The sequence below is a fragment of the Vreelandella songnenensis genome, from assembly GCF_003002925.1.
In the GTDB taxonomy this organism is placed as follows: Bacteria; Pseudomonadota; Gammaproteobacteria; order Pseudomonadales; family Halomonadaceae; genus Vreelandella; species Vreelandella songnenensis.
The window spans coordinates 11,521-31,464 of sequence record NZ_PVTK01000016.1 but is presented as its reverse complement, the minus strand read 5'-3'; the positions used below and the strand labels follow the sequence as shown (position 1 = coordinate 31,464).

At 61.7% G+C, this 19,944-nt stretch carries 15 protein-coding genes; 8 read left to right on the top strand and 7 right to left on the bottom strand.

What is annotated here, in order from left to right; translation table 11 throughout:
* Positions 1-432 precede the first annotated feature (432 nt).
* Positions 433-1,587, bottom strand: a complete 1,155-nt coding sequence (gene lldD, locus B0H98_RS16610) for an FMN-dependent L-lactate dehydrogenase LldD (RefSeq protein WP_106376186.1) — start codon at positions 1,585-1,587, stop codon at positions 433-435.
* A 393-nt stretch (positions 1,588-1,980) separates the two neighbouring features.
* Here lldD and B0H98_RS16605 point away from each other — a divergent pair, with 393 nt between their 5' ends.
* From B0H98_RS16605 to B0H98_RS16595, 3 genes are read left to right on the top strand one after another with little or no spacing between them, the layout of a single operon-like run.
* Entirely contained in the window at positions 1,981-2,754 is a 774-nt protein-coding gene (locus B0H98_RS16605; RefSeq protein ID WP_106376185.1) for a GntR family transcriptional regulator, read from the top strand.
* Positions 2,751-4,649: a sensor histidine kinase gene (locus B0H98_RS16600; protein WP_106376184.1), complete on the top strand. Its 1,899-nt coding sequence runs from the start codon at positions 2,751-2,753 to the stop codon at positions 4,647-4,649. The genes B0H98_RS16605 and B0H98_RS16600 overlap by 4 nt, the downstream gene beginning before the upstream one ends.
* The gene (locus B0H98_RS16595) at positions 4,642-6,024 is read left to right on the top strand and encodes a sigma-54-dependent transcriptional regulator (protein ID WP_106376183.1); all 1,383 of its coding nucleotides are present in this window, start codon (positions 4,642-4,644) and stop codon (positions 6,022-6,024) included. The genes B0H98_RS16600 and B0H98_RS16595 overlap by 8 nt, the downstream gene beginning before the upstream one ends.
* Here the strand turns inward: B0H98_RS16595 and B0H98_RS16590 are convergent.
* The 3 genes from B0H98_RS16590 to B0H98_RS16580 all read right to left on the bottom strand — a co-directional run bounded on the left by B0H98_RS16590 (position 6,000) and on the right by B0H98_RS16580 (position 8,712).
* Positions 6,000-6,671, bottom strand: coding sequence for a metal-dependent hydrolase (locus tag B0H98_RS16590; protein ID WP_106376182.1), 672 nt, complete (start codon positions 6,669-6,671; stop codon positions 6,000-6,002). The genes B0H98_RS16595 and B0H98_RS16590 overlap by 25 nt on opposite strands.
* A 104-nt stretch (positions 6,672-6,775) precedes the next feature.
* Positions 6,776-7,321, bottom strand: a complete 546-nt coding sequence (locus B0H98_RS16585; RefSeq protein WP_106376181.1) for a gamma carbonic anhydrase family protein — start codon at positions 7,319-7,321, stop codon at positions 6,776-6,778.
* 50 nt (positions 7,322-7,371) lie between these two features.
* Entirely contained in the window at positions 7,372-8,712 is a 1,341-nt protein-coding gene (locus B0H98_RS16580; protein WP_106376180.1) for a sodium-dependent transporter, read from the bottom strand.
* 167 nt (positions 8,713-8,879) lie between these two features.
* On the opposite strand from B0H98_RS16580, the gene prlC reads away from it, so the two are divergent.
* The 4 genes from prlC to B0H98_RS16560 all read left to right on the top strand — a co-directional run bounded on the left by prlC (position 8,880) and on the right by B0H98_RS16560 (position 14,819).
* Positions 8,880-10,928, top strand: a complete 2,049-nt coding sequence (gene prlC, locus B0H98_RS16575; protein ID WP_106376179.1) for an oligopeptidase A — start codon at positions 8,880-8,882, stop codon at positions 10,926-10,928.
* 55 nt (positions 10,929-10,983) lie between these two features.
* On the top strand, positions 10,984-11,235 hold the full coding sequence (locus B0H98_RS16570; protein ID WP_106376178.1) for a YheV family putative zinc ribbon protein: 252 nt from the start codon (positions 10,984-10,986) through the stop codon (positions 11,233-11,235).
* Between the two features lie 301 nt (positions 11,236-11,536).
* The gene (locus B0H98_RS16565) at positions 11,537-12,517 is read left to right on the top strand and encodes a TAXI family TRAP transporter solute-binding subunit (protein WP_106376177.1); all 981 of its coding nucleotides are present in this window, start codon (positions 11,537-11,539) and stop codon (positions 12,515-12,517) included.
* 94 nt (positions 12,518-12,611) lie between these two features.
* The gene (locus B0H98_RS16560) at positions 12,612-14,819 is read left to right on the top strand and encodes a TRAP transporter permease (RefSeq protein ID WP_106376176.1); all 2,208 of its coding nucleotides are present in this window, start codon (positions 12,612-12,614) and stop codon (positions 14,817-14,819) included.
* Between the two features lie 66 nt (positions 14,820-14,885).
* Here B0H98_RS16560 and metF read toward each other — a convergent pair whose 3' ends face one another.
* Positions 14,886-15,728 carry a methylenetetrahydrofolate reductase [NAD(P)H] gene (gene metF, locus B0H98_RS16555; protein WP_106376175.1) on the bottom strand — a complete coding sequence of 281 codons (843 nt, stop codon included), beginning with the start codon at positions 15,726-15,728 and terminating at the stop codon, positions 14,886-14,888.
* Between the two features lie 142 nt (positions 15,729-15,870).
* Between metF and B0H98_RS16550 the strand changes: the two genes are divergently transcribed.
* The gene (locus B0H98_RS16550) at positions 15,871-16,806 is read left to right on the top strand and encodes an AEC family transporter (RefSeq protein WP_106376174.1); all 936 of its coding nucleotides are present in this window, start codon (positions 15,871-15,873) and stop codon (positions 16,804-16,806) included.
* Here B0H98_RS16550 and ligB read toward each other — a convergent pair.
* Together ligB and metK are read right to left on the bottom strand one after the other, a co-directional pair.
* The gene (ligB, locus tag B0H98_RS16545; RefSeq protein WP_106376173.1) at positions 16,803-18,515 is read right to left on the bottom strand and encodes an NAD-dependent DNA ligase LigB; all 1,713 of its coding nucleotides are present in this window, start codon (positions 18,513-18,515) and stop codon (positions 16,803-16,805) included. The two genes, B0H98_RS16550 and ligB, sit on opposite strands and share 4 nt — an antisense overlap.
* A gap of 108 nt (positions 18,516-18,623) precedes the next feature.
* Positions 18,624-19,844, bottom strand: a complete 1,221-nt coding sequence (gene metK, locus B0H98_RS16540) for a methionine adenosyltransferase (protein ID WP_106376172.1) — start codon at positions 19,842-19,844, stop codon at positions 18,624-18,626.
* Positions 19,845-19,944 lie beyond the last annotated feature (100 nt).

Sequence of the window (19,944 nt, the reverse complement as noted above, 5' to 3'; positions counted from 1 at the left end):
AACAAAAGCGGATCAAACTTGGCTCAAGGTTCAAACGAATTATACTGTGATACTCCGAAGAGTATCGCTGTGTTCGTCTGCCTTGATATTTGGTGACTTGTCACCCTCATCGGCAAACGCCCACATGAATTACCTGATCAAATTGTTAAAGAGCGGTTTCGCTTGAAGAAAGTATCGACTCGATGACCGGAGCCGCTTGCCTCAGCGAGGAAGGCGTATTCTACGCATTTCCTGGTGTTTGTCAAGGGCGTTGTTTTCGATGTAAAACCTGCCACATCCAAAACCGCTAACTACCTGACAAACCGAAGGTTTTCACCTTCGTGCACCGCTGGTAACGCTTGGCGTCCCCGGCAGCGGATGCGTACTTTACGGATTCGATGCCGGTTGTGCAAGCGCTTTTTCATATTGATATGAAAAACATCTCCCTGGCGCTCAGGAGAGGCCGCGCAGCGAATCAGGAACCAGCGAGTCCGTGCCAAGATCGGCAATGCTGTGCGCGCCCGTGAGGGTCATGGCGACCCGCATCTCCTTTTCAAACAGCTCAAGTAGATGGGCCACCCCAGTCTCGCCGCGCGTGGCCAGCGCATAAATGAAGGCGCGCCCCAGCAATACCGTATCGGCGCCCAAGGCAATCATGCGCACGACATCAAGCCCGCTGCGTATACCGGAGTCGGCCAGAATGGCCAGGTCGCCTTTGACCGCATCGGCGATGGCCGGCAGCGCGCGTGCGGATGACATGACGCCATCAAGCTGACGCCCACCATGGTTGGAGACCACGATACCGTCCGCGCCAAAGCGCACCGCGTCGCGGGCATCTTCGGGGTCGAGAATACCTTTGATGATCATGGGACCATCCCAGAACTCACGAATCCACTCCAGATCCTTCCAGGAGATCGCCGGATCGAAGTTGTTGCCAAGCCAAGCGATATAGTCTTCAAGCCCTGTCGGATTGCCCCGATAGTCGGAGACGTTGCCCAGATCATGAGGGCGGCCGTGGATACCCACATCCCAGGCCCATAAAGGATGCATCGCCGCCTGGGCCATCCGCCGAATCGGGCCGCTTTTACCGCTCATGCCGGAGTGGGCATCGCGATAGCGCGCCCCGGGTACGGGCATGTCCACAGTAAATACCAGCGTCTTGACGCCTGCGGCCTTGGCCTTTTCCAGGGCGTGCTTCATGAACCCGCGGTCCTTCAATACATACAGCTGAAACCAGATAGGCCGATCAATGACCGAGGCCACTTCATCGATAGGACACACCGATACCGTCGAGAGCGTAAAAGGGATGCCTTTACTGGCCGCCGCGCGCGCCGCCTGCACTTCACCGCGCCGGGCGTACATGCCTGCAAGCCCCACCGGCGCCAGCGCAATCGGCATCGCAAGCGTCTCCCCAAACAGCGTGGTTTCAAGCGATAGCGATGACATGTCCTTGAGCACGCGCTGGCGCAGCGCAATATCGGCCAGGTCCTCGACATTACGCCGCAGGGTGTGCTCGGTATAAGAGCCGCCATCCGCATAATGAAACAGGAAGGGCGGTATACGGCGCTGGGCCGCCTTGCGGTAGTCGGTGGAGGCAGAGATGATCATGGCAAGCCCTATGCAGTAGATACGCTACCTATAAAGGTGAGCGCGGCGCACGCTGTAAACCCGGCATCAACGTAAAGATAGGCAGAGACTGCATAAAGAAGCGCACGATAACTGGGGTAAAAGCCCGCTCGGCGCCTGCATCAGCCGTGCGTACTGCCCAGCGTGCTAGCAACATTAAAATTGGTAAAACCAATTGACAACAGCAAAGTCATTACAGTAATTAGGCGCATGAAAACTGTCAAACAAAGTTGCGTCGATGAAGCGCTATAAGGCTCTATACTTTAGTTCTAGTCAGCATTGAAATGTCAGGCCGTCATTTTCTGACTGAGGCGCTTGAGTGACATAGCTTACCTGCTTTATTATTGGTCTTACCAATTAAAGGAAGCTAGACGCATGACTTATCCTCCGCTTCGTCAGCAGCGCTTGGCCGATGTGATTACTGAACGCCTGGAAGGCATGATTCTGGAAGGCAGCCTGAAGCCGGGGCAGCGCTTGCCCCCCGAGCGCGAACTGGCCGAGCGGTTTGGCGTCTCTCGCCCTTCACTGCGCGAAGCGATTCAGAAACTTGCTGCACGTGGACTGCTCACCAGCCGTCAGGGCGGCGGCACCTTCGTCAACGACACTCTCAACAGCGGCTATACCGACCCGCTTCTGGAAATGCTTTCCCGTCATGGCGAATTCCACTTGGACCTGCTTGAATTTCGAGATGCCATGGAGGGTATTTCAGCCTACTACGCCGCGCTGCGCTCTACCCCGGCCGACAAGGCTATTCTCATCCAGCGCTTTGAAGAGCTAGATGGCGGCTTTGTCGGCGCCGACCCGATTCAGGAAGCCAAGCTGGACGCGGCCTTTCACCTGGCCATTGCCGAAGCGGCGCACAACGTTCTGCTGCTGCATACCACCCGCGGCATTTTCCACCTGCTCGAGCAGAGCATCGTGGACAACCTGGCCCATCTGTTTGCCAAACCCGATTCGCGCAGCCGGCTGATGCAGCAGCACCGTGCGCTGCTGGATGCCATTCTGGAAGGCCGCGCCGAAGACGCCCGCGCCCGGGCGCACGAGCATCTGGTCTACGTCGAAGAGGGGCTTTTGGAAATGGCCCGTGCCGAAACCCGGGCGCAGCGTGCCCTGCGGCGCTCACAAGGCTCCAGCAGCGCGCCGGTATGAGAAGGCTACGCTGGAAGGCGGTGTGGCTTGCCGTTATTACCCTGGGGCTGATCATCACCATGTGGCAAGCCGCCCGGCTGGCCCGCGAACAGGCGATTGCCGACCTTCAGGATGATGCGGAAAACGAGCTGCGCCTCTCGGCGGCCAACCTCAACGGTTATCTGCTGCGCTACGACTACCTGCCGCAGATGCTGGCCACCCGCGAGGGCGTGCAGCGGTTCCTGAGCGCACCCGACAGCCAGAATCCGATGGCACTCAACCTGCTGCTTGACCGCTTTCGCTTTACGTCCGGCGTATCCGACGTTTACCTGCTCGACCGTGATGCCACCACGATAGCCGCCAGCAACTGGCACCGCCCCAACACCTTTATCGGCCACAACTACGCATTTCGCAGCTACTACAGCGAAGCCATTGCAGGCCGGCAGGGGCGGTTTTACGGCCTTGGCACCCAGTCGCTTGAACGGGGCTACTTCTTCTCGGCACCGGTGTGGATCGACGACACCTCCCCGGATGCCCAGCCGGATGGCGTCATGGTCATCAAGGTACTTCTGGACGATGTGGAAGAGGGCTGGGCCGAGCAGGACGCTGAGCTTCTGGTCACGGACGGCGACAACATCATCTTCATGGCCAGCCGCCCGGAGCTGCGCATGCGTGCGCTCTACCCCTTGAGCGATGGGCAGCATCAGAAACTGCTCCAGACACGCCGCTACGCCATGGAACCGCTCTCGCCGTCAGGCATTCGTATTGAAACGGCTTACGCGCCGGATAGCGCGCTGGTCAGCTTCGCCGATGGCCCGCTGAGTGGTGGGCGCTACCTGCGCCTGACGCGCCCGGTAGCCGAATTTGGCTGGCAGATGCACATTCTCAAACCCTTGACGCCCGTGGTCAGCGCACAGTGGGTCGCGGCCCTGATGGCCGGCGGGCTTTACAGCATGATTGCGCTGGGCGGCGGGATTGGCTGGCAGCGTCGGCGCCTGCGCCGCGAGCGCGAAGCGTTTGCCGAACGCGAGCGCCAGACGCTGGCTCTGGTGCGCGACGAGCTGGAGGAGAGCGTCGAGCGCCGCACCCGAGACCTGGTGGCCAGCAACCAGCGCCTTTCCGATGAAATCGATGAGCGCCGCCGCGCCGAGGCCAGCCTGCGTCAGACTCAGGATGAGCTGATTCAGGCCGCCAAGCTTGCCGTGCTGGGCCAGTTGGCCGCCGGTATCAATCATGAGCTTAACCAGCCGCTGGCGGCCATCCGCGCCTACGGCGAAAACGCCCGCCGCTTTCTGGCCCTCTCCCGGGTGGAGCAGGCCGATGCCAACCTCGAACAGATCGTCGAGTTGACCCAGCGCATGGCAGAAATCAGCGCTCAGCTTCGCCAGTTTTCGCGCAAGAGCAGCGAGCGTCAGGAGACCATCTCGGTGCAAGCCTGCATCGAATACGCCCTGCGACTGTTTCAAAGCCGCCTGCGCGATGGCCACGTACGCGTTGATCCGCAGTGGCCTGAGGAGACCTTATGGGCAATGGGCGACCTGGTACGCCTTGAGCAGGTGCTGGTCAACCTGATCGGCAATGCACTGCACGCCATGAAAGAGACACCCGACCCAACGCTTACGCTCAGCGCCGCGCTCAGCGGCAACCAGGTGACCATCCACGTGATGGATAACGGCCCCGGCATTGATGACGCCCATCTGGTACAGATATTCGAACCCTTCTTTACCACCAAGGCGCCGGGAAGCGGCCTTGGCCTGGGACTTTCCATCTCTTCGCGTATCATGGACGACCTGGGCGGCAAGCTGCTGGCCAGCAACCGTGATACCGGGGGCGCCTGCTTTATCATCACGCTGCCTGTGTCGCCCTCAGCGCCCTTGCACACTCACACTTTGAAAGGGAACCCTAGCCATGCATGAGCCGTCGACGCTGCCGGTCATGGTGATCGACGACGAACCGCACCTGCGCATTACCGCCAGCCAGACGCTGGAGCTTGCCGGCTACACGCCCCACTGCTTCGAGTCCGCCGAACAGGCGTTAAGCGCGCTGCCGGTGGACTTTCCCGGGGTCATCGTCAGCGATATCCGCATGCCCGGCATGGGCGGCATGGAGCTTCTCAACGAATTGCACCGCCGCGACCCGACCCTGCCGATCATCCTGATTACCGGCCACGGTGATATCTCAACCGCAGTGGAAGCGATGCGTGCCGGTGCCTGGGATTTTCTCGAGAAACCGTTTGCCGGCGATCAGTTGCTGGACGTCGTGCGCCGCGGGATCGAAAAGCGCCAGCTCAGCCTTGAGAACAACCGCCTGAAAGCGGAGCTTGAAGTTCAGCAAGCCGCACTTGGGCCGCGCCTGGTGGGCCGCACGGCGATCATTTCCCGCCTTGCCGCGATGATCCAACGGATCAGCCAGGTAGAGGCCGATGTGCTGCTGTTTGGCGAAACGGGCACGGGCAAGGACCTGGTGGCCCGCGCCATTCACGAGCGCAGCGCCCGGCGCAACAACCCCTTCATGGCGATCAACTGCGGTGCCGTACCGGAAAACACCATCGAGTCCGAGCTGTTCGGCCACGAGAAAGGCGCCTTTACCGGCGCGGTCGAGCGGCGCATCGGCAAGTTCGAGCATGCCAACGGCGGCACGGTGTTTCTCGATGAAATCGAATCCATGCCGCTGGCCCTGCAGGTCAAGCTGCTGCGCGTGTTGCAGGAGCGCAGCATTGAACGGCTAGGCGCCAATGAAGGGGTGCCGCTGGACCTGCGGGTGATTGCCGCGACCAAGGTGGACCTGAAAGTCGCCGCGGAGGAAGGGCGTTTTCGCGGGGACCTCTACTACCGGCTGAACGTGGTCACCCTGCCGCTGCCTGCCCTGCGCGAACGGCGCGAGGATATTCCGCTGCTGTTCCAGCATTTTGCCGTGGTGGCCGCCAACCGCAGCGGCCTGGAAGCGCCCAGCCTGGACAGCCACGCCGTGGCCGCCCTGCTCGCCCACGACTGGCCCGGCAACGTGCGCGAGCTGCGCAATCTGGCAGAGCGCTACGTCCTGCTGGGCGCGGCCTTTGACTACCGCCTGGACATGTTGCTGGAAGGGGCCGCTGCCGATACCCAGGAACCCACTCTGCCACGCCAGGTGGAGCTATTCGAAAAGAGTCTGATCAGCCAATCGCTGGCCCGCCACCATGGCCGTGTGACCGACGTTTGCCGCCATCTCGGCATTCCGCGCAAGACGTTCTACGACAAGCTCAAAAAGCACGGCCTGAATGCCGAAGACTACCGCCACAGCAGCGAGCCCTGATGCATCAACTCCACCAGTACCGACCAGGGCGGCGCCCAGGGCAGTAGGGTAAGCGTGGCAATCAGCATCAACAGGTTCGACATGGGCCGGCGGCTATCACCGAGCTTGAGCGCCGTACCAAACGAGCGCTTGAGCCGGGCGCCCTCCAGGTCCACGCTGTAGATCTCATCAAGCCCCAGGTGAATCACGAACCCCAGCAGCACGGCCGCACCGTGAGACCAGGCAAGCCAGGGAGGCTGGAAAAGCAGGTGATAGCTCAGCGCGGCGGTCAGCAGTGAGCATAGCCCCGCCGCCAGAAGCGAGTGCCAGATGCCCCGATGCACCGTCAGCTTCGAAAACAGAATCCCCGCCAGATACCTCACGCAGAAGTAGATTCCCCCGCACGCCACCAGCAGCATACCCGGCGTCAGCCACGACTCCAGCAGCATCACGCCCAGCACCAGCGAAGGCACGGAAAGAAGATTGAAAATCAAGCGGATGGAGCGGGATCGGTCCGCGTCGATATCCGGCAGAATACCGCCAAACGCGACCAGCGCCACGATCAGCACGGCCTGGGTTGACGGCCACCACTCGGCCTGCCACCCCGCGTACGCCATCAGCATGCCGCCCGCGGTTGCTACCGTAATATGCGTGCGAAAGTTAGCCATGTCGCGGCACCCTGGAAAACTGGATAAATTACCAGATTTTTCAGAATTGCAACATGGCTCATTTCGAAAAAAGGTTGTCAGGCCAACTGTTTAGCCTGGATGCCTCATAAGGCGACTTCGGCCAGAAACTGATCCTTCAGTTTTACATAGTTACCGGCGGTGTAAGGAAAGAAGGCGCGCTCTGACTCTTTCAAGGGGCGCAGCGCCCTGGCCGGATTCCCGGCGTACACGTAGCCGCTTTCCAGGCGCTTGCCCGGGGTAACCACGGCGCCGGCGGCAATGATCACCTCATCCTCGACCACTGCGCCGTCCATGACGATGGCGCCCATTCCCACCAGAATACGGCTGCCCAGGGTGCAGCCGTGCAGAATGGCCTTGTGGCCAATAGTCACGTCATCGCCCACGGTCAGCGGAAAGCCATCTGGGTTGAAGTCACTGGCGTGGGTAATATGCAGCACGCTGCCGTCCTGAACGCTCACACGCGCCCCCAGGCGAATGCGGTGCATATCTCCGCGAATCACCGTCATCGGCCATACCGAGCAGTCATCGCCCAGCACCACGTCGCCAATCACCACACTGGCCGGGTCGATATATACCCGCTCGCCAAGGCGCGGTGAATGCCCTTTAAAGCTTCTCAATGCACCACTCATGACACCCTCCTGACTCATTGATCCTGACTCGTCGAACAGCGCGATCATCACTACAGCAATCCGCCCAGCAGCACGATAAACGTCAGCGGAATCGACACCCAGCGCACGACATTGCGCCACACAAGATAGCCGCGTTCGCCTACGCCCAGCGCCTTGACCACGGCACGCTGCGGCATGACCCAGGCGGCAAAGGTGGCAATCAAGAGCCCGCCCAGCGGCAGGAACACGTCCGGCGGAATGCTGCTGACCAGCTCGAATATATTGCGCCCGAAGAGGGGCCGGAACTCGGCCAGCGTCGAGAACGAAAACGCCGACAACAGCCCCATCAGCCACACGCTCAACCCCACGATAGCCGTTGAAACACTGCGCCTTAGCCCCAGGCCCTGAAGGGTGGCTACCATAGGTTCAGCCAGGTTGATCGCCGAGGTCCAGGTCGCCAACAGCAGCAGCAGGAAGAATACACTCAGCCAGACCGCCCCGCCCGGCAGCTCGGAAAAGGCAATGGGCAGCGTCACAAACATAAGCCCCGGCCCCTCGGATGGATCCATCCCCTGGGCGAACACCACCGAGAAGATCGCGATACCGGCAAGCAGCGCCACGCTGATGTCCAGCGCTGCCACCGCCACCGCCGCCTTGGGCAGGCTCTGCTCGTCGGGCATGTAAGCGCCGTAGGCCATCAGCGCGCAGGCGCCAACCGCCAGGGTAAAGAACGCATGGCCCATGGCGTGCAGTACCACGGTCGGGGTCAGCGCATCGAACGAAGGCAGAAACAGCCACGCCAGCGCCGTGGTAAAGCCATCGGTGGTCGCCGCGTAACCTGCCAGCAGCAAGAGCAGCGCATACAGCAGCGGCATCAGCAGGTTATTGAGCCGCTCGAGCCCCTTGGCAATACCCGCCGCCACCACCGTCATGGTCATGAACAGAAACAGCGAATGATTGAAGATCAAAAGCCCCGGGTTGGCCAGAAAGGCGTCAAAGCCCGCGCCGATTTCGGCGGCGGTAGCGCCATTGAACTGCCCATTGATGGAGGCCACCAGAAACTCGATCGACCAGCCGGACACCACCGAATAGAAGGATAGAATGCAGAATACCGTGAACGCGCCAAACAGCCCCAGCCAGCGCCAATTGCTCGAAGCCCCGGCATCTGCCGCCAACGCCCCCAGCGCCTGGATCGGCCCGCGCCGCCCGGCCCGACCGATCAGGATTTCGGCCATCATGACCGGTATCCCCAGCAGCAGCACAAAGGCCACGTAGATCAGCAAAAACGCCGCGCCGCCGTTTTCACCGGCCACATAAGGAAAGCGCCAGATATTGCCAAGCCCTACCGCCGCCCCGGTTACCGCCAGGATAAAGGCGCGCTTCGACCCCCAGCGCTCCAGCGTTTCGCTCATCGATTTCTCCTGCCATTAAGGGCACTAAAAGGCGGCAAGACTAGCAGGCACTCGTCAAGAGACCAAACCCTGGCATTGAAAGAGCCGCCCTGTGCCCACACTGTTTAGCTATTATCCTGCGTTTTTGCACGCTGTTTCATGCCCCTAATGCGCCAGCCGAGGTGTCTATGTCCCATAATCCGCTGCTTGAAACCCACAAGCTTCCCCCTTTCGCTGATATGCGTGCCGAGCATGTGGTACCCGCGGTGGATACGCTACTCGGCGAGAACCGTGAAACGATCGACCGCCTGGCCCGGCAAGCCGCCGACACGCCGCCCACCTGGGAAAGCTTTGCCGAGCCGCTTGAAGCCGTCAGCGACCGGCTTTCTCAGGCCTGGTCACCGGTGTCCCACTTGAACAGCACCATGAACACGCCAGAGCTGCGCGAAGCCTATCAGACCTGCCTGGAGAAACTCTCCGCCTTTGGCACCTGGGTAGGCCAGCACGAAGGGCTTTTCCGCGGCTGGCAGGCGCTCAAGGAAGGCGAGGCCTGGAATACGCTGGATGCCGCTCAGCGGCGCACGGTGGATAACGCGCTGCGCGATTTCCGCCTTGCCGGGGTCGACCTGCCCGACGACAGGAAAGCCCGTTACGGTGAAATCCAGGCGCGTCTTTCTACCCTTTCCAACCAGTACTCCAACAACGTACTGGATGCCACCCAGGCCTGGCATAAGGACATCAACAGCGAAGCGATGCTGGCCGGCGTGCCTGAAAGCGCGCGGGAGACGCTCAAGGCCATGGCCGAAGCCAAAGGCGTTTCGGGCTACCGTATTACCCTGGACTTCCCGAGCTTCTTCCCGGTCGTGAGCTACGCCGATAGCCGGGAGCTGCGTGAGGAGGTATATACCGCCTTTGTCACTCGCGCCTCTGACCAGGGCCCGGATGCGGGAAAATTTGATAACGCCCCGATCATGGAAGAGATTCTGGCGCTTCGCCAGGAGCTTGCCAAACTGCTGGGGTTCGAGACCTACGCGGATTTCTCGCTGACCACCAAGATGGCCGAATCGCCCGAGCAGGTGCTCGATTTTCTGGGCGACCTTGCCCGCCGTGCAGTCCCCCAGGCGAAAGAGGAGTTTGCCGAGCTTAGCGCCTACGCCCGCGACGAGCTGGGCCTTGAAGAACTCAAGCCCTGGGACGTTGCCTACGCAAGCGAGAAACTGCGCGAGGCGCGTCACGCGATTTCCCAGGAGCAGCTGCGCCCCTACTTCCCCGCCCCGCGGGTGATCGATGGCCTGTTCCAGGTGGTCGAACGCCTGTACGGGGTGAGCGTTGAAGAGGATAGCCAGGCATCCAGCTATCACGATGACGTGCGCTACTTCCGGATTACCGAACATGGTCAGCCGATTGCCGGGTTCTACCTTGACCTGTACGCCCGGGAGGGCAAGCGCGGCGGCGCCTGGATGGCCGACTGCCGGGTACGCCGCCAGACCGATGGCGGCTTGCAGCTGCCCGTGGCCTTCCTGACCTGCAACTTTACCGCCCCGGTAGGCGGCAAGCCGGCACTGCTCACCCACGATGAAGTGACCACGCTGTTCCATGAGTTCGGGCACGGCCTGCACCACATGTTGACCAAGCAGCACATCGCGGACATTTCCGGCATCAACGGCGTGGCCTGGGATGCGGTCGAGCTGCCCAGCCAGTTCATGGAGAACTACTGCTGGGAGCGCGAAGGGCTCAACCTGCTGGCCAAGCACGTGGATACCGGCGAAGCGCTTCCCGCGGAGCTGCTCGAGCGCCTCCAGGCGGCCAAGAACTTCCAGTCCGCCATGGGCATGGTGCGCCAGGTCGAGTTTTCGCTGTTTGATCTGCGCCTGCACCACGAACTGGAAGCGCCCAGCGCCCAGGACGTTCAGGCACTGCTCGATGACGTACGCAGCCAGGTGTCCGTGGTACCGGCGGTGCCCTTCAACCGCTTTCAGAACAGCTTCGCGCATATCTTTGCCGGCGGCTACGCGGCGGGTTACTACAGCTACAAGTGGGCAGAGGTGCTCTCGGCTGACGCCTGGAGCGCGTTTGAAGAAGCGGGTATTTTTGATGCCGAGACGGGCCTGCGCTTTCGCCAGGAGATTCTGGAGCAGGGCGGCGCACGCGACGCCGCCGATCTGTTCGAGGCGTTTCGCGGCCGTGAGCCGAGCGTAGAGCCGCTGCTGCGCCACAGCGGCATTCGCGCTGCCTGACCTTACTCAACGCGCGGCGCCAGCCTAGGGCGGCGCCGCGCTCACGGAGAAACCTATGTCTACCGTCAAGCGCTTTATTGCCGGCGTTATCTGCCCGCGCTGCGCCGCCATGGACCGCGTTCGTGCCTGGGAGCAGAACGGCATTCGCTACCGCGAGTGCGTCAGCTGCGACTTTTTCGAACAGCTGCCCATCGAAGATGAAAGCTCTTCTGAACTGACCACCCGCGTCAATCAGATCCGCGACGAGCAGAAGAACCAGGATGTTCAGCCGGTGCGCATACTCGACCCCGGCAAGCCAAGAACCTGAAAACCACCCAAGAGGGCGCTCGCCCTCTTTCTCCTCTTCCCCTCTCGCCTACCCATTCCCTCCTTGAAGTGAGCGGAAAACCGCACACTCTTGCCCGCCATACGTGCGAATAACCAGACAGTCGGCGCCGTTTCAATTTCCACTAAAGTTGAACAGCTTTTCAGTAACCCTATGTTTTTAAAAGCCAACTGATTAACTGGCACAACAATCGCTATTTATTAGGTGCTTAATCACGACGGCTACTGGCCCGCACTCCCTGCCTGCCAGTCCACAATCCTAATAACAGCTCAGGAAATACGCCATGCGCACCATGATGCCTAAAACGCTCGCTCTTCTGGTTGGCGGCGCGATGCTCGCCTCTGCCAGTGCCCACGCTGACCGCGCCGACTGGCCGGAAAACTTCACAGTCGGTACCGCAAGTCAGGGCGGCACCTTCTTCGTGTACGGTTCTGGCTGGGCCAACTTCGTGGCCGACGAGCTTGGCCTTTCCGGCGGCGGTGAAGTCACCGGCGGCCCGACCCAGAACCTGGCGCTGGTTCACTCAGGCGATATGGCCTTTGGCCTGACCACCATGGGTCCGGCATCAGATGCGGTTAACGGCAAGAGCCCGCTGGCCCCCGGCATGGTGATGGATAACGTCTGCGCCATGTTCCCGATGTATGAGACACCGTTCTCGATTGCCGCGCTTTCAAGCTCGGGCATCGAGTCCATCTCGGACATCCCGGACGGCGCGCGTATCGGCTTTGGCCCGGCGGCCTCCACCTCTGATACCTACTTCCCGGCAATGCTGGAAACCCTGGGCGTGAACTTCGAGCGTCGCAACGGTGGCTGGTCGGACCTTGGTGGCCAGCTGCAGGACGGCCTGCTGGACGTGGTTGCCTTTGCCGCGGGTATCCCGATTCCGGCGGTTAGCCAGCTGGAAGTCCAGACCGACGTGAACATCATCGAGTTTACCGAAGACGAGCTTGCCACCGTATTGGACGCCTACCCGGTGGCGGAATTCACCATTCCGGCCAGCACCTACTCTACGCTTGAAGAGGATGCCCGCGCGGTTTCCATGTGGAACTTCGCCATCGCGGCCTGCGATCTGCCGGAAGACTTCATCTACGAAGTCACCAAGCTGACCATGGAAAACAACGACCGCATGCGTTCCATCCACCGCAGCGCCGAAACCAGCATTCCGGAGAACATCGTGCATAACACCGTTCTGCCCTTCCACCCGGGCGCTGCCCGCTGGTACGAAGAGAACGGCTACGAAATTTCCGACGACATGATTCACTAACCCCGTCGCATCATCTTGCTGCCCCGTTCCTGGCTACCAGGCGGGGCAGTTTTGTACTGCTCCTTTTCCGTTTCTGCTGTGAGGGTGAACTCTGATGAGTCCCGCTACCCCCCAAAACCCCGACGGCTTCAAGGATGATGCCCTGCTTGCTTCACCGCCGCCCACCATTGCCGAGGGCGTCGATGAAGAAGTCGTTGAAGCCAACCGCCGCGTATTTACCGGCTGGCAGTTCTTTCTATTTGCTGCACTTGCCATTGGCTACTCAAGCTTTCACCTGTTTTCACTCAACGTTTACCCCATGGAGACGTGGTCGTTTCGTATCGTCCATATCGCCGGGGCACTGATTCTGGGTTACGGCCTGTTTGCCGGCGCCCGCTTTGCTGAAGATGGCCAGAGCGCCTCACCTGCCTGGCTGAAGTGGGTGGGCTACGCTCTGCTGATTCCCGCGGCCTACACGCTCGCCCAGGTATTTGTCATGCAGCAGACGCTGGGTGGCGGTGCCATGCGCATCGACCCGGCCGTCGAATCGTGGCACTTCGGCTATCCCTTGATGGCGACCTCCGCGGCCGCCATTGTGCTGAGCTGGTTCTTCCGCCAGGCGCGCCACCAGTTCAACCCGGCAGATTTGGTGCTGATGGTGTGTGCGCTGGCAAGCGCTGGCTATCTGCTGCTGATATACAACACGCCGCTGCGCGCCTCGACCGGCACGTCCTTTGCGCCCATCGGTATTTCCTGGGCCGCCATTGCCGGCTCGCTGTTGATTCTTGAGCTGACGCGCCGGGTGGCGGGCCTGGCCCTGGTGGTCATCTCCGCGATTTTCCTGGCCTACGTATTTACCGGGCCTTATCTGCCGGGCTTTTTGGGTTATCCGGGCCTTTCGCTGCAGCGCTTTTTCAGCCAGGTATATACCGATGCCGGTATCCTCGGCCCAACCACCGCGGTCTCCTCGACCTATATTATTCTGTTCATTATTTTTGCGGCCTTCCTGCAGGCTTCGAAAGTAGGCGACTATTTCGTCAACTTCGCCTTTGCCGCTGCCGGACGCGCCCGAGGAGGCCCTGCCAAGGTATCCATCTTCGCCTCTGGCCTGATGGGCATGATCAACGGCACGTCAGCTGGCAACGTGGTTTCCACGGGTTCGCTGACCATCCCGCTGATGAAGAAAGTGGGCTACCCGGCCCGCAGCGCTGGCGCCATTGAAGCCGCGGCCTCGACAGGCGGGCAGATCATGCCGCCCATCATGGGCGCCGGCGCCTTTATCATGGCGGAAGTCACCGGGATTCCGTACACCGATATCGCCATTGCGGCGCTGATCCCGGCGATTCTCTACTTCGCCTCGATCTACTTCATGGTCGATTTCGAAGCCGCCCGCAAGGGTATGCGCGGCATGCGCAAGGATGAGATCCCGCTGTTCTCCAAGCTGGCCAAGCAGGCCTACCTGTTTGCGCCGATCATCATTCTGATCGTGGCGCTGTTCATGGGGTATTCGGTGATTCGTGCAGGAACGCTTGCCACTGCGTCCGCCGCCGTCGTCAGCTGGGTGTCGCCTAACAAGATGGGGGTGACCGCGATTCTCAAGGCGCTTCAACTGGCGGGTACCATGGCGATTCAGATCATCGCGGTATGTGCCTGTGCGGGCCTGATCGTGGGGGTCATCTCGCTGACCGGCGTCGGCGCGCGCTTCTCTTCGCTGCTGCTGGGCCTGGCCGGCGTCAGCCAGCTGCTGGCGCTGTTCTTCGCCATGCTGATCAGCATTCTGCTGGGTATGGGCATGCCCACCACGGCCGCCTACGCGGTTGCTGCCTCCGTGGTGGCACCCGGGTTGATCAACATCGGCATCGAGCCGCTGGTTGCCCACTTCTTCGTGTTCTACTTTGCCGTGGTATCGGCGATTACCCCGCCGGTGGCCCTGGCCTCCTACGCGGCGGCAGGTATCTCCGGCGACAACCCCATGGGCACGTCGGTGGCGTCGTTCAAGATCGGCCTGGCGGCCTTTATCGTGCCGTTCATGTTCTTCTACAGCCCGGCCATGCTGATGGAAGGTACGCCGCTGCAGATCCTGCGGGTGGGTGTGACCGCCACGCTGGGTATCATTCTGCTGTCCGGCATGGTCCAGGCCTGGTTCTTCGGGCCGGTGAACGTGCTCAAACGCGTGGTCATGCTGGTAGGCGCCATGTGCATGATCTACGGCGGTATCTATACCGATATCGCAGGGCTTGCCATTGGTGCGGCGCTGCTGGTCATGCAGCGCAAGCAGTTTGGTAACGGCAAGCCGACCGCGGCCGAAGCGAGCGCCGGTTAACCCAAAACCGCAAAACACAACGCCCCGCTCAATGAGCGGGGCGTTTTTGTCTGGCCAGCAGTGCGCCTAGCCGACCAGGTTGTCCACCACCTTGAGTACCGGGGCAGACTGGTTGAGGGTATAGAAGTGCAGCCCCGGGGCGCCGCCATCCAGCAGGCGCTGGCACAGGTGGGAGACCACCTCGGTGCCAAACTTGGCAATCGCGTCGCTGTCGTCGCCGTAACCTTCCAGCTGTTTGCGCATCCAGCGGGGAATTTCTGCGCCGCAGGCATCAGAGAAGCGCGAAAGCTTGGTGTAGTTGGTAATCGGCATGATGCCGGGAATGATCGGCTGGTCGACCCCCAATGCGCGCGCCTTGTCGACGAAGTTGAAGTACGCCTCAGCGGTGAAGAAGTATTGGGTGATCGCCATGTTGGCACCCGCCTTCATCTTGCGCGCGAAATTCTCGATATCCTTGTCCAGATTGGGCGCCTGAGGGTGCGACTCCGGGTAGGCCGCCACGGCGATATCAAAATGATCGCCGGTTTCATGGCGTACAAACTCCACCAGCTCGTTGGCGTAGCGCAGCTCGCCGATGCTCGCCATGCCCGAGGGCATATCCCCGCGCAGCGCCACCAGGCTTTTCACACCCTCTTCGCGGTACTGGGCCAGCAGGTCGCGCAGCTGGGCCTTTTCGCTACCAATGCAGGAGAGGTGCGGGGCGGTTTGCACGCCGCTCTGGCTTACCGTGCGTACGGTGTCGCGGGTGCGCGCCTGGGTGGAACCACCGGCGCCGTAGGTGACTGAGAAAAACCGCGGGTTGCGGGCGGCCAGCTCATCGCGAACCAGCATCAGCTTGTCGCGCCCGGCATCGGTGTTGGGCGGAAAGAACTCAAAGCTGATACCTAGCGGATGCTGTTGGCTGCTCATGGGATTTCCTCATGCAGAACAATAAAGAGTGATACTTTGGTGTATTCTCGCCGCTTCATCTGGCGGCGGCTAATGAAAGATTCCACGCTTGGCCTTTAATTCGGCTCATGTTGACCACCCCTTTATGCCGTTAGGAGGGCATATGGAGCTATCCCCCGGCGCCTTGATGGGCCCGCTACTCATGCTGTTGAGCTTTGTAGGGCTTGGGTTTATTGCCGCCCAGCGATTGAAGATCGACCCGCGCCCCATCGCCACCCTGCTGGTTTATCTGATTGCGCCCTTGACCATCTTTCGCGCGCTGATGAACGGCGGCCCCACGCCGCAGTATCTGGTACTCACCCTGGCACTGTTTATCCTGGTCAGCCTGCTTTCGCTGCTGGTTCATCGCCTGACACGGCACCGCTTCGGCCCGCAGGAGGGCGCGCTGCTGGCGTTTTCCTCCGGCACGGGCAACACGGGTTATTTTGGCCTGCCGGTGGCGCTGATTCTCCTGCCGCCGGAAGGGGTGACGCTTTACCTGTTCTGCATGCTGGGCATCAATCTGTATGAATTTACCGTAGGGTTCTACTTGAGCGCCCGCGGCCATTTCTCGATTCGCCAGAGCCTGATCAAGATTTCCCGCCTGCCGCTGATCTACGCCTTTCTGTTTGCCCTGCTGCTCAGCGCGCTGAACGTCTCGCTGCCGCCAGCGCTGGCAAGTTCGCTGGACGTATTTCCCGCCACCTACACCCTGCTGGGCATGATGATCATCGGCATGACGCTGAGCCAGGTAACGCTTGCCGCCTGGGACACGCGCTTTATCGCCGCCTGCGTGGGGCTGCGCTATCTCGTCTGGCCGGCGGCCACCTTTACCGCGGTATTGCTGCTGCAGATGCTCATGCCGGTACCTGCAGAGCTTGCCATGGCGATACTGCTGTTGGGCGTGGTGCCCATGGCGTCCAACGTGGTGGTGGTGGCCATGGAGCTGGGTATCCAGCCCCAGAAAGGGGCGCTTGCGGTGCTGGTGACCACGCTTCTGGCACCGCTGCTGATTCCCTTCTATCTGGGCATCATGTTGCGCGCCACCGGGCTTGGCTAGGGCTCGACAAAGCCCTCCACGTTCAGCGCACCCAGCTGCCCGGCCATCGCCTGCACTTCAGGGTGGGAGAAAAAGGCGCTAAGTGCCTCGGCCCTGCCGGGGCCGATACCCGGCAGAGCCGCCCAATCACTGGGCTGATAGGCGCTTGCCGTCTGCCAGTCGGGCAGCGGGGCGGCGCCGGCGGGCGGCACGCCCAGCGCCTGTAGCCAGGCGTCATAGGGGGCAGTCCACGCGGTCTGAAACTGCTGGTAGAGGGCATCACTGCGGGCTTCACCAATACCGTGGGCCATTCGCAGCTGGTCGGGTTCCAGCGTCATCCAGGCCAGCAGATCCGGTATCAGTCCGGCATCCAGCAGCGCCTGCCAGGTGCCTTCGCCGACGCCCTGAAAGCCCAACTGCTCACCCAGGTAGGCAAGTCGCGCCAGCAGCTGCCCTCTACACGCGGGGCTATCCTGAAAGCAGCTCAGCAGGTGGTAGGTCTCATCGGAAGGTGCCGCGACGGGCGCGCGCGTCTGGGTTTGCCATACCACCTCTTCAAAGCGGGGAATGGTAAGCCCGGCCAGGGTGATGGCGACCTGATCACCGGCGCGTAGATCCAGGCTTTCCCAGCGGGAGAGCGAACCCAGCGACACCCGGCTGATGCGCCGCCCCTCCAGCTGAACCGGATAGAGCCATAGCAGCGGCGTCACCCGCCCGGTGCGCCCGACCCGAAACTCCACGCCGCGCACTTCCGCCAGCGCCTGCTGGGTAGGGTATTTCCAGGCAACCGCCCATTCTGGCGGGCCGCTTGACCAGCGCCGGATGCCGGGCCGCTCGGCCTGCTTGATGACCACGCCGTCCGTGGCAAAGGGCAGCGCACCGTTGAACCACGCCTCGCGCCAGTAGGCCGCATCATGTTCGTCATCAAGCAAGTGGGTGTAGCCTGGCGTATCGAACCCCAGCGCGCCCAAGCGGGCCAGCCGCTCGGCCATCTCGGTGGGCCCGTCCGGCCAGCCCCACACAAAAAGCCCGACCCGCTCCCTGGTTTCCCGCGTGGGGTCTGCCTGGGCCATGGCGCCCGCCACCGCGCCCCTTGCCCCGGAGGCGGGCGCACGAGACTGAACATGGTCATCCAGGCGCCAGTAGAGCTCGCCCTGAAGCACGACAGAAACCGGTGACGGCAGCGTATTGGGCACGCCGGGCAGTGCCAGGGCACGTGCAGTCCAGTCCTGCCCCTCGATGCCGTCACCACGGCTGACCGCTTCGACCAGCTCCCCTGCCTGGTAGCGCAGGGTCACCGCCACGCCGTCTACCTTGGGCTGGATCCAGAGGTTCTCCCGGCGGCTGGTAAAGCGCTGCACGCCGCTTTCATCAGTCTTGTCGAGCCCCTGCTGGGCGGCGGGATGCGAAAGCGTACCGCGACTTGAGGTCACGCGGGTGAGCGGCCGGTGGGGCGTCGGGTCGTCCAGGCACGCCCGCCAGCCCTGCAGCCGGGCGAGCGCCTGGTCGTAAAGGCCATCGTCGATCAGCGAGATGCCCTCTTCGTGATAGGCGTGGTCCCACTGGGCGATCTGGGCGGCGAGCGCCTGGGTCTCTTGTCTGAGCTGCGCTTCGTCCCATGTCGGGCAGCCGGTAGCAAGCGCCCCCTGGGCCCAGAAGAGCAGTAACCCAGCCAGCCACCCGGAGATGCACCTGCGCCCGTTTGAGCGTCGTTTGCGTATTGCCGCCATGGCTCGCCTCTTGTTGGCCTTGTTTCTTCCAGCCTAAACCAGCGGGCAATAAAAAACGCCCCCGGCAGAGCCAAAGGGGCGTTTTCCTACACAAGCGTAGCGAATGTCTTACAGGTTGGCGGCCTGACGCAGCGCGTCCGCTTTATCGGTCTTCTCCCAGGGGAAGGCGGTAAAGGTTTCGCTGTGCTGTTCGCCGCGGTCATCCACCCAGGTATAGCTATGCTCGAACGGCGCGCGGCCGAAGTGGCCGTAGGCCGCGGTCAGCTGGTACATCGGGTGGAGCAGGTCGAGCATCTTGGTGATCGCATAAGGACGCAGGTCGAAGTGCTCGCGCACCAACTCGACGATTCGGGCATCGTCAATCTTGCCGGTGCCGAAGGTGTCGATCGACACCGAGGTCGGTTCGGCCACGCCGATCGCGTAGGAAACCTGAATCTCGCACTTGTCGGCAAGCCCGGCCGCCACGACGTTCTTGGCAACATAGCGCCCGGCATAGGCCGCGCTGCGGTCTACCTTGGAAGGATCCTTGCCCGAGAACGCGCCGCCGCCATGACGGGCCATGCCGCCGTAGGTGTCGACGATGATCTTGCGTCCGGTCAGGCCACAGTCGCCCACCGGGCCACCGATCACGAACTTGCCGGTCGGGTTGATGTGGTACTGAGTATTCTCGTTGAGCCACTCTGCCGGAATCACCTGCTCGATGATCTCGCGCTTGACCATCTTGCGCAGATCTTCCTGGTCGATCTCGGGGTCGTGCTGAGTCGAGAGCACCACGGCGTCAACGCCACACGGCTGGCCCTGCTCGTCATAACGGAAGGTTACCTGGCTCTTGGCATCCGGACGCAGCCACGGCAGCAGGCCGTTCTTGCGCAGTTCCGCCTGACGCTCGACCAAGCGGTGCGAGTAGTGGATCGGCGCCGGCATGAAGGAGTCGGTTTCGTTGGTCGCGTAACCAAACATCAGCCCCTGGTCGCCCGCGCCCTGATCTTCAGGCTTCACGCGATCAACGCCCTGAGCGATCTCCACGCTCTGCTTGCCGATCAGGTTGATGACGCCACAGGTGGCACCGTCAAAACCCACGTGGGAGGAGGTATAGCCGATGTCGGTGATCACATCGCGCACCAGCGTTTCCAGATCCACCCACGCAGAAGTGGTAATTTCACCGGCGATAATCGCTACACCGGTTTTCACCATGGTTTCACAAGCAACCCGTGCCTGCTTATCCCGGGCGATAATGGCATCCAGTACCGCATCAGAAATCTGGTCGGCAATCTTGTCGGGATGACCTTCGGAGACGGACTCCGAGGTAAACAGGGAATATTCGCTCATCGCGCTCTCGACCCTCTGTATGACGGCTGTGCAATCCACAGCATCAGCAGGAAATCACGGCAGGAGGCTCCCTGCCCGTATCGGAGGCGGCACTGCCGCC

What these genes read in the sequence shown, in the direction of transcription:
- B0H98_RS16600 (WP_106376184.1), top strand. Translation starts at nt 2,751, where the DNA reads ATGAGAAGGCTACGCTGGAAGGCGGTGTGGCTTGCCGTTATTACCCTG.
- B0H98_RS16590 (WP_106376182.1), bottom strand. Translation starts at nt 6,671, where the DNA reads ATGGCTAACTTTCGCACGCATATTACGGTAGCAACCGCGGGCGGCATG.
- B0H98_RS16585 (WP_106376181.1), bottom strand. Translation starts at nt 7,321, where the DNA reads ATGAGTGGTGCATTGAGAAGCTTTAAAGGGCATTCACCGCGCCTTGGC.
- metK (WP_106376172.1), bottom strand. Translation starts at nt 19,844, where the DNA reads ATGAGCGAATATTCCCTGTTTACCTCGGAGTCCGTCTCCGAAGGTCAT.
- B0H98_RS16570 (WP_106376178.1), top strand. Translation starts at nt 10,984, where the DNA reads ATGTCTACCGTCAAGCGCTTTATTGCCGGCGTTATCTGCCCGCGCTGC.
- B0H98_RS16580 (WP_106376180.1), bottom strand. Translation starts at nt 8,712, where the DNA reads ATGAGCGAAACGCTGGAGCGCTGGGGGTCGAAGCGCGCCTTTATCCTG.
- B0H98_RS16560 (WP_106376176.1), top strand. Translation starts at nt 12,612, where the DNA reads ATGAGTCCCGCTACCCCCCAAAACCCCGACGGCTTCAAGGATGATGCC.
- metF (WP_106376175.1), bottom strand. Translation starts at nt 15,728, where the DNA reads ATGAGCAGCCAACAGCATCCGCTAGGTATCAGCTTTGAGTTCTTTCCG.
- lldD (WP_106376186.1), bottom strand. Translation starts at nt 1,587, where the DNA reads ATGATCATCTCTGCCTCCACCGACTACCGCAAGGCGGCCCAGCGCCGT.
- prlC (WP_106376179.1), top strand. Translation starts at nt 8,880, where the DNA reads ATGTCCCATAATCCGCTGCTTGAAACCCACAAGCTTCCCCCTTTCGCT.
- B0H98_RS16605 (WP_106376185.1), top strand. Translation starts at nt 1,981, where the DNA reads ATGACTTATCCTCCGCTTCGTCAGCAGCGCTTGGCCGATGTGATTACT.
- B0H98_RS16595 (WP_106376183.1), top strand. Translation starts at nt 4,642, where the DNA reads ATGCATGAGCCGTCGACGCTGCCGGTCATGGTGATCGACGACGAACCG.
- B0H98_RS16550 (WP_106376174.1), top strand. Translation starts at nt 15,871, where the DNA reads ATGGAGCTATCCCCCGGCGCCTTGATGGGCCCGCTACTCATGCTGTTG.
- ligB (WP_106376173.1), bottom strand. Translation starts at nt 18,515, where the DNA reads ATGGCGGCAATACGCAAACGACGCTCAAACGGGCGCAGGTGCATCTCC.
- B0H98_RS16565 (WP_106376177.1), top strand. Translation starts at nt 11,537, where the DNA reads ATGCGCACCATGATGCCTAAAACGCTCGCTCTTCTGGTTGGCGGCGCG.